Here is a 16,756-nt window from a genome sequence, read left to right as displayed (position 1 = left end):
AATAATATGCCGCAAGAAAAAGTTATTCTAGGTAGTGAAGAATGGTGCTCCTTTCCTGAACTGGGAATTCCCACAATAAAAGCTCGTGTAGATTCTGGTGCAAAAACATCTGCTTTACATGCTATTAACATAGCTCCTTTTATCAAAAACGAAACAAATTGGGTACGATTTGACATCAACCCTATTCAGAATAATTTAAAAACAGTTATTCATTGCGAAGCGCCGCTTATTGATAAACGAATCGTAAAAAGCTCCAGCGGATTTAGAGAACAACGTTATGTTATTCAGACTAATTTAAAAATAGGAGAATCTATATGGCCAATAGAAATGACTTTGACCAACAGGGATTCCATGGGATTCAGAATGCTTCTAGGAAGAGAAGCCATGAGCGGAAGAGTTCTTGTTGATCCAGAACAACAGTACCTATTGGGTCAACCTACCACTGACAATTTAAAAGAATTATATAAAAATTCAGAGAAAGCAGCTACCGGTTTACGCATTGGAGTTTTAGCCAGTAATCCTGAATTATACAGTAATAAACGTATTATGGAAGCGGGTGAAATGCGTGGTCACGAAATGCATTTTTTAAATATCAAAGAATGCTATATGAAGCTGGATGCACAAACTCCAGAAATTCATTATCGAGGTGGAATCATCTTAAATCAATTTGATGCTATTATTCCAAGAATAAGACCAAGTATCACTTTTTACGGTTGTGCCTTAACTCGGCAATTTGAAGCTTTAAAAGTTTATAGTTTAAACTCGGCAAACGCAATCACACAATCAAGAGATAAATTATTCTCTTTACAATTGTTATTAAATAGCGGAATTGGGATTCCTACTACTGGTTTTGCTAATTCTCCATTGGATACTAATGACCTAATTAAAATGGTTGGTGGTTCACCATTAATTGTAAAGTTATTAGAAGGAACTCAAGGAAAAGGTGTTGTACTTGCTGAAACTAAAAAAGCGGCAGAAAGTGTTATTAATGCTTTCAAAAGTGTAAATGCTAATATACTAGTTCAAGAATTCATCAAAGAAGCAGATGGTAAAGATTTACGATTATTTGTAATTGACGGAAAAGTTGTTGCAACGATTCAGCGTGAAGCTATGCCAGGCGAATTTAGAGCTAATATTCACCTTGGTGGAACTGCTTCTATCATAAAACCAACTGCTGAAGAGAAAAAAATTGCTATAAAAGCAGCTAAGGCCATGGACTTAAAAGTAGCTGGAGTAGATATTATTCGTTCTTCTAAAGGCCCTTTATTATTAGAAGTAAACTCTTCTCCGGGATTAGAGGGAATTGAAGGTGCTACTAATAAAGATATCGCTGGTGAAATGATCAAAGCTATCGAGAAAAATTTTAAACATAGAATGTAAATAAACAATAATGAATCTCTACCTCGATATCATTTTTAGAAGTACAGCCGTTTATTTTTTTATGATTATCGCTTTGCGAATTTTTGGTAAAAAAGAATTATCTCAACTCAATACTAGTGATATAATTTTAATTTTGTTAATCAGCAATTCGGTTCAAAATGCAATGGTTGGCCCTAACAATAGTTTAATTGGAGGTTTAGTAGCAGCTACGGGACTTTTTTTGATTAATTATATTTTGAAAAAAGCAATGTTCAAATTTAAATTTTTAAAGGATTTAATTCAAGAAAAACCAGAAATATTAATCCATGATGGCAAAATTGATTTTAAACTTTTAAGCAAATTGAATATCACTTCTGATGAATTAAGAGAAGCTATGAGAGAGCATGGAATTGATCATTTCTCTGACGTAAAACTATCAATGCTTGAAGTAGATGGAAATATAAGTATGATTTCAGGAAATGGTAATTTAAAACAAACGCATTATAAAAGATTGAAAAAATTAAAAAAAGCAATCAAATAAATTCAAAACAGTTTAGGAATAGAAATTCAATAAACTAAAAAAAACCATCCTAACTTTATAATTAGGATGGTTTTTTATTTATTTCGAAAACTATAATACTTTTATAAAAACAAGCTAAGGAAATAGTAAACTAGTCCTGCCAATAATGCCGAAATAGGAATCGTTAATACCCAAGCCCATAAAAGACTCACTGTAACTCCCCATCGCACCGCAGATACACGTTTAGTCAGACCAACTCCAATGATAGAACCAGTTATAGTATGCGTGGTACTCACCGGTATTTTTAAATGTTCTGTGAAATATAAGGTTAGAGCTCCAGCTGTTTCGGCGGCAACACCTTCAAAAGAAGTTACTTTTGTAATTTTAGAACCCATTGTTTTTACAATTTTCCACCCTCCACTTAATGTCCCTAATGCAATTGCAGTATAACATGCTAAGGGAATCCAGGCAGGCATTACTCCAGCTAAATCCTCTTTTGGCAAAACAACATTTAACCAGTCAGGCATGCTATCTTGAGCTGATCCTGTAGTGTGAATATATACTGCAACTGCCGCTGCAATAATACCCATTACTTTTTGTGAATCGTTTCCACCATGACCTAAACTGAACGCAGCAGAAGACAATAACTGCATTTTTTTCAACCATGCAGTAGCTTGATTCAAGTTCAAACTACTAAATATTAAACAAAATGAGCTAATGGCTAAGATGATAAACGCTACCAAAAACCATTTAAGGTTGTGTGATTCAAAAGCAACACTCCAAAAATGAGAATCAAATCTTGGTTTTTCTATTGCTTCATAATATTTCATTTGACTCTCCACAAACCAGATCGTGATACCCATTATAGCTAAAGTAACCAGTTTTGGGGTAATCGTTTTTTTGGAAGCATTTAAAAGCCAAATTGAAATTAAATATGACATCAAGGCCCCTAACAACGGTGCTAAAACAATAAAAAGAATAATGATGGAAACGCCTGAGGGCACTCCGCCGTCTTTACCTGCTTTATACCAACTAACTATGTCATACCAGTAAGCGGTAGTTCCATCCTCCAGTAAATAACCTGAAAAACCATGAACAGCAATCGCATGAGCAACCGCAGCTCCCGCGAAACCTCCAATTAAAGTATGCGATGAGCTTGAAGGTATTCCCAACCACCAGGTTAACAAGTTCCAACAAATGGCAGCAATAACACCTGCGAGTATGACTACAAGGTTGATCTCCATAGTATGCGCCGTTTTAGCAACAGTGTCAGCAACTCCAAATCCAAAAACCCAATAGGCCAAGAAATTAAAGAAAGCAGCCCAAAGAACCGCCTGAAAAGGAGATAAAACTTTTGTGGCAACAACGGTTGCAATAGCATTGGCCGCATCATGAAAACCGTTGATGTAATCAAAGATTAAAGCCAGTATAATAATAACTATAAGTAAAGTAAATTCCATAAATGTAATTTCAAAAAGTAACCGATTAAATTAAGAATGCTTTACAGCAATTGATTCTAAAACTCCGGCTACACTTTTACACTTATCCGTTGCAGTTTCTAACACAGATAACACTTCTTTGTATTTTATTATGGTGATTGCATCCGTTTCATTTTCGAATATTTCAAAAATTGCTTTATTGTAAACGGTATCCGACTTATTCTCTAACTTATTGATTCTGGCACAAGCCTCAGTAATATTTTTGATGTTCTTAAAATTTTTCAATTCTTTAACGGCGACATCAATATTCTGACAAGCTTCAAGATTAATTTCAGTCAATTTTCTAATGGACTTTGTAATTTTATCGACTTGATACAATCGCATTCTACTTGCTGCACCCTGAAGATTATCAGCAACATTGTCAATCGATGTAATCAAGGAATGTATATCTTCTCTGTCAAATGGAGTAATAAAGTTTCTACTCAATTCAAGATTCGTTTGACGGGTAATATGTTCTCCTTTTTGTTCTAATTTATCAATTTTTTGAAAAAGAACTTCTCTTTCTTTTAAAGGAAGATTTACTGCTTCATGTAAGTTTGCAGCTAATTCAATTAAGTTGCTGGATGCTTCTTCGAATAAAGGGAAAAATTTTTTATCCTTTGGAACTAAAAACTGGAAAACACTATTTATTGACATTTTATTATTTTTTAGGGCGCAAAATTACTATAATTATAACTGCGAATGTTTATTTAATCTAACAATTCATCTTCAATCCGAAAACTATTCAAAAAAGAAACGGTTTTCTCAATGTCATAATGTAAAATGCGGTCTTCTTTTACAAACGGAACTTCTTCTCTATAGGAACTTAAGAACATTTCGATAAACTCACTTGACTGAAGTGGCCTTCTAAATTCAATTGCCTGAGAAGCATTCATCAATTCGATTGCCAGGATACGTTCTAGATTTTCCATAACACGCAATGCTTTTGTGGCGCCATTCGCTCCCATACTCACGTGATCTTCTTGTCCATTACTAGAAACAATACTATCTACGCTTGAAGGTGTTGCTAATTGCTTGTTCTGACTAGCAATACTGGCAGCGGTATATTGAGGGATCATAAATCCGGAATTCAACCCTGGATTATCCACTAAAAATGCAGGAAGGTTCCGCAATCCCGAAATCAATTGATAGGTTCTTCTTTCAGAAATACTCCCTAGTTCCGCTAAAGCAATGGCCATAAAATCTAAGGCTAATGCCAATGGTTGTCCGTGAAAATTACCACCTGAGATGATTTGGTCACTTTCGATGAATATATTTGGATTATCTGTAACCGAATTAATCTCCGTTTTAAATACTTTTTTAACGTAATCAATAGCATCTTTTGAAGCTCCGTGAACTTGCGGAATACAACGGAATGAATAAGGATCTTGTACATGTACTTTCTCCTGCTCGATAATTTGACTTCCTTCCAGAAATTCTTTTACACGACTGGCAGTTGTAATTTGGCCTTTGTGAGGACGTATAAAATGGATCAACTCATTAAATGGTTCGATTCTTCCGTCAAATCCTTCCAAAGATATTGTACCAATCAAATCTGCTAAATAGGAAAATTTATTGGCTTTCATTAAGATATGAGCACCATAAGCACTCATAAATTGAGTTCCATTTAGCAAGGCCAAACCTTCTTTAGACTGCAAAATTATAGGTTCCCAATTAAAGTGCTCCATTATCACACTTGAATGGACTTTTTTCCCTTCAAAATACACTTCTCCTTCTCCTAATAATGGTAAAGACAAATGCGCTAAAGGAGCTAAATCTCCAGATGCACCAAGAGAACCTTGGGTATAAATAATAGGTAAGACATCGTTGTTGTAAAAAGCAATCAAGCGATCCACTGTCTGTAATTGTATTCCTGAATGTCCGTAGCTCAAAGACTGAATTTTCAGCAACAACATTAGTTTTACTATTTCATTTGGAACTTCTTCTCCAGTTCCACAAGCATGCGATTTCACAAGGTTTTCCTGAAGCTTAGATAAATTCTCATTAGAGATTTTAACATTACAAAGTGACCCAAAACCAGTATTTATTCCGTAGATAGGTTCAGAATGCGTTGCCATTTTTTTATCTAAAAAATCCCTGCATTTTTGAATATTAATTTTAGCCTCATCAGACAGTTCTAGTAACATCTGATTTGCAATAATTTCATTTACGGTCTCTAGGGAAAGTAGTGCGGTACTTATATAATGTGTATTGTCCATTTAATCTTAAATTTTAAAAGCCAAAATTGGAGAAATCAATATTAAAAAGCAACATATATTAGTAATAATTTAAAACTTAGATTCAAAAGCATCGCTTTTCTAAATTTGATGCAAATTCTCCCCGAATAATCCTGCTTTGAAGAGACACTATTTTAATTACTTCGGTTTCTTTAATGTTAAGTTTCCTATCACAGTTTTCAAAAGCCAATTAACGCTCCGAAAAACCAAAAGTGTTACTCGTCCCCCATAAACTAGTCCAAATTAGCAGTTGAAATTAAAAAAAAGAGCTCAAATATACCTAGTTATCACTTCCTGCTTTCAAAATAAATAACAATAGCCGCCACAATGCGCTCATAAAATAGGAAATATTCAATAGAAGCTGATTTCTCTCGTTTATATTAAAATATTCGCAAAAAACCATATAAAGGAGGTTGCTTTTTATAAAAAGCTGTATTTTTGGAAAATAGTAATGACAAATAACAGAACAACATATCAATCTTCGATAACAACTCAAATTTGGGTTGCAACTTCTGTTACTTCTACCTTTACAACTACAACAACTACTACCCCTTAGGGGTATTCATTTTACATATAATCCTATTTTATATTTTTCTTTTTTTAAGAAGGAAAGATTTTAGGTGGGTAAATAGCATTGCCATTTTTCTAAAATAAAACAAACACAATGAAAGTATTAAAATTTGGCGGAACTTCGGTAGCCAATGCACAAAATATAAAACTAGTCCTTGAGATAGTTCAAAACCAAGCAAAACAAGACCAATTAATCGTAGTAGTATCTGCCCTTAGCAAAGTAACTGATTTACTTCAACTGGCTTCATTAAGAGCTGCTTCTAATGATGAAAGTTATAAGGAAATTGTGGGTGATATTGAGAAAAAACATTTAGATGCCGTAAAAGAATTGATTCCTGTAAGTGAGCAAAGCAGCTTACTAAGTCATATCAAACGCATCATCAATCATCTAGAAACCTTATTGGACGGTTGTTTCCTTCTAGGAGAACTATCCAATAGAACATCCGACACTATTTTAAGTTTTGGAGAATTACTTTCTTCTTATATCATTGCTGAGGCACTTAAACAAGATTTTAAAAGCAGTAGTTATAAAGACAGCCGTGAACTTATAAAAACCAACAATAATTTTGGAAAAGCTACAGTAAATTTCAAAGTTACTGATGAATTAATTGTTTCTTTTTTTGCCTCGAATGAAAGTCAGGTTGTCGTAATGCCCGGTTTTATTTCGTCTTCTATTGATGGAATAAACACGACTTTAGGACGTGGTGGATCAGATTATACCGCTGCAATACTAGCTGGAGCATTAGATGCAACTGATTTAGAAATCTGGACTGATGTCAACGGAATGTATACTGCTAACCCAAGAATCGTAAAACAGGCCCAACCTATAGCTTCTATATCATATCAGGAAGCGATGGAATTGTCTCATTTTGGTGCCAAAGTCTTGTTTCCTCCAACAATTCAGCCAGTTTTAAGAAAGAACATTCCTATTCACATCAAAAATACTTTCGAACCAAAAGCGGAAGGAACTTATATTTCAAGCCAGTCTATTTCTAATGGTCAGCCTGTAAAAGGAATCAGCCATATCGAAAATATCACATTGATCACACTTGAAGGTCCGGGAATGATTGGAGTATCCGGTTCATCAAAAAGACTTTTTGAGGTATTATCCCTAGAAGAAATCAACGTTATCTTTATTACTCAAGCCTCTTCTGAGCACTCTATTTGCATTGGAATCCTTAATGAAGATGCCGAAGCTGCCGAAGCTGCAATAAACAAAGCCTTTGAAATCGAGATTTTACAGCACAAAGTAGATCCTTGTATCGTAGAAAAAAATCTATGTATTATTGCTTTAGTTGGCGAAAACATGAAAAATCACCAAGGATTGAGCGGTAAAATGTTTAGTACTTTAGGAAAAAACAATGTAAACATTCGTGCGATTGCGCAAGGAGCTTCTGAAAGAAACATATCTGCGGTAATCAATCAAAGAGATGTAAAAAAAGCATTGAATACACTTCACGAACGTTTCTTTGAAGACAATACGAAACAGTTGAACTTGTTTGTTATGGGCGTTGGTAATGTAGGTGAGAAATTCATTGATCAGATCAACCAACAAAAGAAGTTCCTAAAAGAAAACTTAAAAATAAATCTTCGTGTAATCGCTTTGTCTAATTCACGCAAAATGATTTTTGACGAAGATGGAATTGACTTAAAAGCATGGCAACCTCTTATCGAAAAAGGAGATGCGGCTGACCAACAATTGTTCATTAACAAAGTAAAAGAGCTGAATTTACGTAATAGTATTTTTGTGGATATCACGGCAAACGAAGGTGTTTCTAAAACATACGAGCATTTCTTAAGACAAAGTGTAGCCGTTGTAACTTGTAATAAAATTGCCTGTTCTTCTGCTTTTGAAAATTATAAAAATCTTAAAAGTTTATCCCGAAGATATAATGCCCCTTTCTTGTTTGAAACAAATGTTGGAGCAGGATTACCTATCATTGACACCGTTAAAAACCTAGTCGCATCAGGAGATAAAGTCAACAAAATTCAAGCTGTTTTATCTGGTAGTTTAAACTTTATCTTTAATAATTTTGACGAAAACAACGCTTTCAGTGAAGTGGTAAAAGAAGCTGGTGTTCAAGGATTTACAGAACCTGACCCAAAGATAGATTTGAGCGGAATCGATGTCGCTAGAAAGATCCTGATTTTGATTCGCGAAAGTGGTTACGAAATGGAAATTGAAGAAATTGAAAACCAATCTTTCCTTCCTGCTGCTTGTATGGAAACTACAACTAATGAAGATTTCTTTAAATCTCTTGTCGAACATGCTGCACATTTTGAAGGGATTTTGGCGGAAGCCAATGCAAAAGAAAGCCGCTTAAAATTTGTTGCTCAATTTGAAAATGGTAAGGCTAGCGTAGGTTTGCAATTCATCCCAAAAGACCATCCTTTTTACAACTTAGAAGGAAAAGACAATATTGTTTTGTTTTACACGGATCGCTATGTTGACCAACCTTTATTGATAAAAGGTGCCGGTGCCGGTGCTGCAGTTACTGCTTCAGGAATTTTTGCCGATGTGATTCGAATTGGAAACGTATAGTTCCTAACCCCTAAAGGGGCAAAAAAAGTATAAAGAAAATGAATGAAATAAAAATATTCTGTCCCGCTACAATTGCTAATCTATCCTGTGGATTTGATGTCCTTGGATTGTGCTTAGACAATGTAGGGGACGAAATGATTATCAGAAAATCAGATCAAAAAGGAATTCGCATCACTAAAATTGTGGGTGCTGATTTACCTTTGGAAACCGAAAAAAACGTCGCTGGAGTTGCTGCTTTAGCAATGCTTGAAGCTTTGAATTCAGATGCAGGTTTTGAGATCGAAATATACAAAAACATCAAAGCTGGAAGTGGAATTGGAAGCAGTGCTGCCAGTGCCGCCGGAGCCGTTTATGGTATAAATGTTTTGTTAGGAAATCCATTTGAAATTAAAGATTTGGTACAGTTTGCTATGCAAGGTGAAAAGTTAGCTTGCGGAAACGCTCATGCTGATAATGTAGCCCCTGCCCTTTTGGGTGGATTTACATTAGTGAGAAGCTACAGTCCTTTAGATATTATAAAAATAGAAAGTCCTTCAGAATTGTATGCGACGGTAGTTCATCCTCAGATTGAGTTAAAAACATCAGATGCACGTTCTGTATTGAAGCAAATGGTTCCCCTAAAAAATGCAATCATGCAATGGGGAAATGTAGGCGGATTAATTGCTGGTTTATATACTAAGGATTATGACTTGATAGGTCGTTCTCTACATGATGAAATCGTAGAACCGTTGCGTTCTGTACTAATTCCTGGTTTTGACTTAATCAAACAAACCGCATTAGAAAACGGTGCTTTAGGATCTGGAATATCGGGTTCTGGACCTTCTATTTTTGCTTTAAGCAAAGGAAAAGACGCCGCCGATAAAATTGCTAAAGCCATGAGCGCAGTCTATGACGAAATGAAGTTACCATACGAGATTCACGTTTCAAAAGTGAATCCTGATGGCGTGAGAATTTTATAATTCCGAGTAAAAGCCCAAAATGAAAATGTAAAATGATAACCACTGATTCACAGATTTTTTACAATTATTTTTAATCCGTGAATTTGTGGCAAAAGATTTAAGAAAATCAAAGTTACAATGAAATACTACAGTTTAAACCATAATGCCCCAAACGTTTCCTTTCAGGAAGCAGTAATACAAGGATTAGCCTCTGATAAAGGATTGTATTTTCCAGAAAACATAACACCACTGCCTCAGGCCTTTTTCGATACTATCGAAAATTTAAGCAATGAGGAAATCGCTTTTGAAGCTATCAAGCAATTTGTAGGAGATGAAATTCCCGCTGATGTACTTAAAGAAATTATTGCTGATACCCTGTGTTTTGATTTCCCCGTCATTGAAGTCGAAAAAGGGATATATTCTCTTGAATTATTCCATGGCCCAACAATGGCGTTTAAGGACGTAGGAGCGCGTTTCATGTCGCGATGTGTGGCCTACTTCAATAAAGACAAAAAAGACAGTAAGAACACCGTTCTTGTAGCTACTTCCGGAGATACTGGTGGTGCCGTTGCGAGCGGATTTTTAGGTGTTGCTGGCGTAGAAGTGATCATTCTCTATCCTTCCGGGAAAGTAAGTGCCATTCAGGAAAAACAATTGACGACTTTAGGTCAGAATATTAAAGCACTCGAAGTAGATGGTGTTTTTGATGATTGTCAAGACATGGTTAAAAAAGCTTTCTTAGACGATAGTTTAAAGCATCACAATCTAACTTCGGCAAATTCGATTAATATCGCACGATGGTTGCCGCAAATGTTTTACTTTTTCTTTGCCTACAAAGAACTGAAGAAGCAAAACAAGGAATTGGTATTCTCTTGCCCGAGTGGGAATTTTGGGAATATCTGTGCTGGAATTATGGCTAAAAAATTAGGCCTGCCCCTACTTCATTTTGTAGCTTCCACGAATGTAAATGATACGGTACCAAGATTCTTGGCAAGCGGATTTTACGATCCACAACCATCGAAAGCGACGATTTCTAATGCTATGGATGTAGGAAATCCTAGTAATTTCATCCGTATTCAGGAAATGTACCACAACGATTTGGCGCAATTCAAGAAAGACTTCTCTTCGTATACTTTTACAGATAAAGAAACAACTGAAGCGATGAAAACCATATATAACACAAACGGCTATATCGCTGAACCACATGGCGCTGTGGGTTATTTAGGATTGAAAAAAGAATTGCATAACTATCCAAATGCTATTGGTATTTTCCTAGAAACGGCACATCCTATTAAATTTTTGGATGTCGTAGAACCAGCTTTAAACGTAAAATTACCAATTCCTGCACAAATAGAAAGTGTAATGGATAAAGAAAAAGTAAGCACTAAGATTAAGACCTACGAAGAGTTGAAAGCGTTTTTAGGATAAACTTTCAACATCAAATATAACAACCGACTGAGAAGTGATTTTCAGTCGGTTTTTTTTTATGGCATAACCTCGTTAAAGAGCAATACGTTATTCCAGTTGATTCTACAACGAGGTCAGGCTATACGCAAGGCAAGAGCTGCTAATCATATTTATTCACTACCCATATTCTTTAGTTATCAATCAGTCTTACTATTTGTCACACTGGAAGCGTCTCCGTAACGTTACACATCAATTTTTAGACGCTTTCAGCGAGACAAGCTAAGTGGTGGTGTTTATGAAAGAATAGAACACGTTGCGATTGGGTCATACCATTTCCCAATCCTTCCGAACTATGTAATTTTCTTTCGAATATAAAAAACACCTGTTTACAAGCTGTTCCTAAACGATAATGAAATTATATACATGGTCCTGAAGTAAACAATTAGACCTAACAAGAAAGTCCTATTATTGTAAAACAACAATAGCTTTTTTTATACCCACAAAATCCTAATTTTAACATCTCTTAACATACCCTTTTATACGATTTAACATTAAACCCCTTGCAGTCTTTCCAATATAAGGGATGTCGTCTATCTTATTATGCCTAATTTTACATCAAACTTTAAAAAAGGATAATACAATGAAAAACTTAAAACTGATTGCTCTAGCAATGATTCTGATTACTGCCGTTAGCTGTAAAGATTCTAAGAAAGAGACGGAAGGAACGACTACAGAAATTCAAACGACAGATGGAACGTACAGTGTAGTAAATGATTCTACCAAAGTGAGTTTTACAGCTTATAAAACAACAGACAAAGCAGCTGTTGGTGGTATATTTAAAGAAATAACATTAACAAATACAGGACAAGGAAAAACAGCATTGGAAGCGTTGAATGGTACTAAATTTAGTATTCCGGTTAGTAGTTTGTTTACTAATGACGCTACAGGAACCAGAGATCCTAAGATTTTAAAATTCTTTTTTGGAGTGATGAAAAATACGGAACTTATTTCTGGTGAGTTTAAAGTGGCTGCTGACAATACTTGTTCTATTGATGTACTCTTAAACGGGAAAACAGCAAACATTCCTTTACAATATACTACGAATAGTGATACTAGCTTATCTTTTGACGGGGTGATGAATTTAGAAAACTGGGATGCTTTAGCAGCAGTAGCTTCAATTAACAAAGCTTGCGAAGCATTGCATACTGGTAAAGATGGCGTAAGTAAAACATGGAGCGAAGTAGCAGTACATGCTGATGTTTTATTAAATAAAAACTAGACTATTAATTATTCAGTTCTGCTGAATTCTTTCACTTGGATCGCAACTGTCTTTTTATTTCTAAAGTAATCCTGCGTAATTAAAAGCTGCTAACGACATGAAGTTAGTAGCTTTTTTTTATGACTTACAGTAGTTGGTTTTCTATATTCTCTAAATACAATTGTTGTGTAATTATCTCCTAAACATAAAGTAGCGTAAGGGATTGCGGCGATATCCTTTATTTTTGTTCTTTAAAAAATAAAGATAAAGCCAAAAGTCCAACCCCAAAGCAGCAGATTCAATCATTGGAAAAAGGATGTTCTGCTTTGGGGTTACGCACAAAAAAAATACGTAAAAATGATTTTAATCAATTTTTAAGGAAGTAATTCTCAATTTTTTAATTTGTTTACATTAATCTTATGCAAGCTAAACCTCCACTTATGCCTGACTCAAAACGAGGTCTAAAATACTGTTACAAATCTATTTTAAAATTAAGAATAAACCTGTAGACTTAACTATAGAGGTTCTCATTTTAGACCCTATACTTAATCCTTAAAATGTTTTACAATTAACTGTTTCAACTCTTCAATTTTAATTGGTTTAGAAATATAATCATTGCAATCTGAATCAACCGCTTTTTCCATATCTCCAGCTAAAGCGTAAGCTGTTTGTGCAATTATAATTACTTCTTTATTGAATTTACGTATCTCTCGGGTGGCTTCATAACCATCCATTATCGGCATTTGAATATCCATTAATATTAAATCTACATCTGGGTTATTGCGGCACGCTTCTAAAGCTTCTATTCCATTTCTTGTATAGATAATTTCCTTTCCGAAATCCTTAATAACTTTTGAAATAAGTTTTTCTGACACTTCATCATCTTCAGCAAGAACTATTTTTAACTTTTTAAAACTGGGTACTTCAACGGGAGATACAATTTCTCTATTATTTGATATTTCTATGCTTTTATCTGCTTTAAAAGGAAGTGTGAAATAAAATACAGTTCCTTTTCCTTCCTGTGATTCAAGCCAGATTTCACCACCTAACATTTCTACATAAGCTTTAGAAATAGACAATCCTAAACCCGCGCCTTGCAGCGCCATTTTATTGGCAATATCGGCCTGAATAAAACGTTCAAAAATAGCTTGTTGTCTGTCTTTTGGGATACCTATTCCGGTATCTTTTACATAAAATTCTATAAACTCCTCTTTTAAGTTATAGCCGATTTCAATACTTCCTTTTTCGGTATGATTGATGGCGTTTTTTACCAAATTTGTTAATATCGCAAAGACCTTCTCACGATCTGTTGTTATGAAGGCTTCATTTGAAGGCAAAGTGTATTTATAGGATAGATGAATACCTTTTTTTTCTGCCTCTGGAATAAAGAAGGTGTAGATATATTCTAATTGTTCATTAATATTAGATTTCTTTATATTAACCTCCATCTGTCCGGATTCAATTTTCGAAATATTTATAATATCATTGATAATATTGAGCATTCTTGCTCCACTTTTTTCAATTATCTTGATATACTTCCGTTGCTTTTTTCCTTTAAGATTTGGTTCTTTCAACAATTCTGCAAAACCCAATATTCCGTTCATTGGCGTACGTATTTCGTGACTCATATTAGCAAGAAAAGCTGATTTTAAACGATCTGATTCTTCGGCTTTTTCTTTTGCAATATGCAGTTCGATCTCCATCATTTTTCTTTCGCTGATATCTACTTCAAGCCCATCCCAACAAACTAAATCATTGACTATTCTTGGTTTTGATACAAAGTAAGACCATCTCACACTTCCATCTGGATTAATTATCCTACATTCGACATTAAGAACTGATAAATTTTTTAATGCTTTTCTCTCTACATCTACCAACATTTCTATATCTTCAGGATGTATTTTTCCAAAAATTAAATACGGGTTTTTTATTGCTTGTGCCGCCGTACAACCATAAAGCTTCAAAACGGAATCGCTCACATAATTAAACTTTCTTTTATTTGTATTAAGTGTCACTACTTGATAAATCATTCCTTTCACAAAATTATTAGCAATTAATTTCAGTTGATCTTCGCTTTCTTCGGCTTTTTCTTTTGCTTTAATGAGTTCTCTAGTTTTTATTTTTACCCTTTCTCGTAATAACAACACAAAAGATATAGAAATAACTAAAACTATAAAAATGACAAGGATTAACCATTTTGTATAATCAGGAATCAGTAGCTTAGGATCCTTATCTAACCAGCGAAACAATGATTTATAATATATAGAATTTGCATCATTTTTTAACGCTGAAATATTCCTATCGAATAATGCAACCAACGCAGCATTTTTATTTTTTGTAAATGCAAAATGTAATCCTAATGGTCTAATTAAGATTCCTGTTGGTTTGCTACTCTTAGCGAATAAATTTGAAAAAGTAAAAAACCTATCGGCGATGATTACATCAATTTTACTACTTTTAAGTGCACTAACAGATTTTGAATAACTATCATACGTATAAAGTTTATAGGTGATATCGAACTCCTTAGATACAAAATCCGTCATGTATTTCTCTTCGATGGAACCTTTTAAAACACCTACTTTTAGGTTTTTTAAATCCAATATAGAATGTAAATTCAATCCTTTTCTTGAAAACAATTCTGCCCACGAACTTAGTACAGGCATTTTACTTAAAGTAAAAATAGAATCTCGCTCTGATGAAAATACTACATCTGGTAATACATCAATTTCACCTCTTTGTAAATTTTTATAAAGATTATCCCAAGTGTCAAATTGGTATTCAAATTTCAGATTTTCTCTTTTTCCAATTTCTTTAATAATATCAATAAAAAAACCATCAGGCTGCCCTTTTTCATTAATAAATATTTTTGGAGGGTTATCATATAAACCCACTTTTATAACTTGATCATTGTTTTTTTGTGAAAAAATAGTTTCAGAAACTCCGAAACAAAGTAGAATTAGGAGAAACCTATAATAACCATATGTGAAATTTTTCATCTTTATCTTTTCAATAACTTGGTGCACACGAATATATAAATTTTATCTGAATAAATACATTCGTAAATTTTCAATTGCAGCAATCAATTACGTCATTTCATGCCACGGATTTCAACCTAATTAACACTGTATAAGAACTCCTTTAAAATCTTATTTTGTTCCCTTTTTAATTATATTTGCAACTACATTTTACCATATCTCGCCATGATTACAATAGCAACACTACAAGACGTTTCGGACTTAAATAAATTAATCAATTCAGGATACCGAGGGGAATATTCCAAAAAAGGATGGACCACCGAAGCCAACATATTAGAAGGTAGCCGAACGAACGAAGCCGAACTGAAGGAAATTATTGGTACCAATAAAAATACGTTGCTAAAATTCACGGAGGACAACCAGATTATTGGTTGTGTTTTGTTGGTCGAAAAAGAACAACAATTGTATTTAGGCATGTTGACGGTATCACCGGAATTACAAAATAGCGGAATTGGAAAAAAATTATTACAACAGGCCGAAGTTCATGCACAAACATTAGACTTGTCTAAAATTGTAATGACAGTGATCTCAATTAGAACGGAGTTAATTAACTGGTACAAACGCCACGGTTATGTGGATACAGGTGATCGTGAACCTTTCCCAGTAAGCGATATTCATATTTCAATCGTAGAACAGCCTTTAGAGTTTATCGTTTTAGAAAAAAAGATAAATTAAATCTACTACTAGAAAAATTGTTACCCCTCTATAGGAAGTAGCGAATACAAACAAAGTGGAATCAAATTTTTCTTTCACCATATAAGTAATCGAAGTTCATTTAAGTTCGTTAAGAAGAACTACCTCTTTTTAATTATATGGCATGTCTTTAGTTATAATTTACAAAACCATATCTTCAAACAAGCGTTGCGTTGTTTGTTCTAAATCATCACATAATCCTGGATGTGGTCGCGATGTTTGAATTGCCGAGCTACGCAACGCCGTTAACCAACGAAAACGCGATGGAATATCAAATTGTGCAATGGGTCCGCCCTGCTTTGTTCCATGTGCTATTTTCTGGAAGGACTCTAGGTTTAATTGCAGTTGTTCCAAATCTAAATCACCGGAAAACAGTTGCATCTTTGCAATATCAATAGTGTAAAGCATTTTTATAAACTTCGCTTTTTTGCAAAAAACAATAATCCCCACATTGAGGAACTCTTCACGCTCTACCCTTGGTACAACACGGATTACCGAGTACTCATATAAGTGCTTCTCTTGCATTTTGGGCTTCTTTAATGAAAATTTGAGAATGGTTCAGGCGCATCGATAAAAATTGAAAGTAGACTTCACGTACCGCCTCAGGGCTTTCGTCCGTATCTTGCCAGTCCAGCCATTCCAGGAGAATTCAATAACCTAACGCAACAAATGATAAATTTTATCTTTGTTGAATTATGAAAAAAACGTACAAGCGAATT

The 16,756-nt window shown here is 34.4% G+C and carries 12 protein-coding genes and 1 pseudogene; 7 read left to right on the top strand and 6 right to left on the bottom strand.

The window, feature by feature from the left end:
- The first annotated feature begins 6 nt into the window (after window positions 1-6).
- Both rimK and AC4PRO_RS04915 read left to right on the top strand, forming a co-directional pair.
- Window positions 7-1,380, top strand: a complete 1,374-nt coding sequence (gene rimK / locus AC4PRO_RS04920; RefSeq protein ID WP_074722443.1) for a 30S ribosomal protein S6--L-glutamate ligase — start codon at window positions 7-9, stop codon at window positions 1,378-1,380.
- A 10-nt stretch (window positions 1,381-1,390) separates the two neighbouring features.
- Window positions 1,391-1,900, top strand: coding sequence for a DUF421 domain-containing protein (locus AC4PRO_RS04915; protein WP_492116530.1), 510 nt, complete (start codon window positions 1,391-1,393; stop codon window positions 1,898-1,900).
- A 101-nt stretch (window positions 1,901-2,001) separates the two neighbouring features.
- Here the strand turns inward: AC4PRO_RS04915 and AC4PRO_RS04910 are convergent, their stop codons facing one another.
- From AC4PRO_RS04910 to hutH, 3 genes are read right to left on the bottom strand one after another with little or no spacing between them, the layout of a single operon-like run.
- Entirely contained in the window at window positions 2,002-3,339 is a 1,338-nt protein-coding gene (locus AC4PRO_RS04910) for an inorganic phosphate transporter (RefSeq protein WP_074722447.1), read from the bottom strand.
- Window positions 3,340-3,369: 30 nt separating this feature from the next.
- Window positions 3,370-4,014, bottom strand: a complete 645-nt coding sequence (locus AC4PRO_RS04905) for a DUF47 domain-containing protein (RefSeq protein ID WP_074722449.1) — start codon at window positions 4,012-4,014, stop codon at window positions 3,370-3,372.
- 53 nt (window positions 4,015-4,067) lie between these two features.
- Window positions 4,068-5,576 (bottom strand): histidine ammonia-lyase, encoded by a 1,509-nt coding sequence (gene hutH / locus AC4PRO_RS04900; protein ID WP_074722451.1) that lies wholly within the window; start codon window positions 5,574-5,576, stop codon window positions 4,068-4,070.
- Window positions 5,577-6,258: 682 nt separating this feature from the next.
- On the opposite strand from hutH, the gene thrA reads away from it, so the two are divergent.
- The 4 genes from thrA to AC4PRO_RS04880 all read left to right on the top strand — a co-directional run bounded on the left by thrA (window position 6,259) and on the right by AC4PRO_RS04880 (window position 12,330).
- Window positions 6,259-8,706, top strand: a complete 2,448-nt coding sequence (thrA, locus tag AC4PRO_RS04895) for a bifunctional aspartate kinase/homoserine dehydrogenase I (RefSeq protein WP_492116529.1) — start codon at window positions 6,259-6,261, stop codon at window positions 8,704-8,706.
- A gap of 38 nt (window positions 8,707-8,744) precedes the next feature.
- Window positions 8,745-9,665, top strand: coding sequence for a homoserine kinase (locus tag AC4PRO_RS04890; protein ID WP_492116528.1), 921 nt, complete (start codon window positions 8,745-8,747; stop codon window positions 9,663-9,665).
- A gap of 117 nt (window positions 9,666-9,782) precedes the next feature.
- Window positions 9,783-11,072: a threonine synthase gene (thrC, locus tag AC4PRO_RS04885; RefSeq protein ID WP_492116527.1), complete on the top strand. Its 1,290-nt coding sequence runs from the start codon at window positions 9,783-9,785 to the stop codon at window positions 11,070-11,072.
- A 619-nt stretch (window positions 11,073-11,691) separates the two neighbouring features.
- On the top strand, window positions 11,692-12,330 hold the full coding sequence (locus AC4PRO_RS04880) for a hypothetical protein (RefSeq protein WP_492116526.1): 639 nt from the start codon (window positions 11,692-11,694) through the stop codon (window positions 12,328-12,330).
- A gap of 524 nt (window positions 12,331-12,854) precedes the next feature.
- On the opposite strand, the gene AC4PRO_RS04875 is transcribed toward AC4PRO_RS04880, so the two are convergent.
- Complete coding sequence (locus AC4PRO_RS04875; RefSeq protein WP_492116525.1) at window positions 12,855-15,305, bottom strand: hybrid sensor histidine kinase/response regulator; 2,451 nt, start codon at window positions 15,303-15,305, stop codon at window positions 12,855-12,857.
- A 204-nt stretch (window positions 15,306-15,509) separates the two neighbouring features.
- Here AC4PRO_RS04875 and AC4PRO_RS04870 point away from each other — a divergent pair, with 204 nt between their 5' ends.
- Window positions 15,510-16,019 carry a GNAT family N-acetyltransferase gene (locus AC4PRO_RS04870; protein WP_074722463.1) on the top strand — a complete coding sequence of 170 codons (510 nt, stop codon included), beginning with the start codon at window positions 15,510-15,512 and terminating at the stop codon, window positions 16,017-16,019.
- A gap of 159 nt (window positions 16,020-16,178) precedes the next feature.
- Here AC4PRO_RS04870 and AC4PRO_RS04865 read toward each other — a convergent pair whose 3' ends face one another.
- Together AC4PRO_RS04865 and AC4PRO_RS04860 are read right to left on the bottom strand one after the other, a co-directional pair.
- The gene (locus AC4PRO_RS04865; protein ID WP_492116524.1) at window positions 16,179-16,562 is read right to left on the bottom strand and encodes a DUF3037 domain-containing protein; all 384 of its coding nucleotides are present in this window, start codon (window positions 16,560-16,562) and stop codon (window positions 16,179-16,181) included.
- Window positions 16,540-16,677, bottom strand: a pseudogene (locus AC4PRO_RS04860) (HipA family kinase); the annotation flags it as partial. The gene AC4PRO_RS04865 and the pseudogene AC4PRO_RS04860, both read right to left, overlap by 23 nt.
- Window positions 16,678-16,756: the final 79 nt, after the last annotated feature.

Source organism: Flavobacterium sp. DW-iso2, from assembly GCF_058725285.1.
This window is presented reverse-complemented; position numbering and strand designations above follow the sequence as displayed.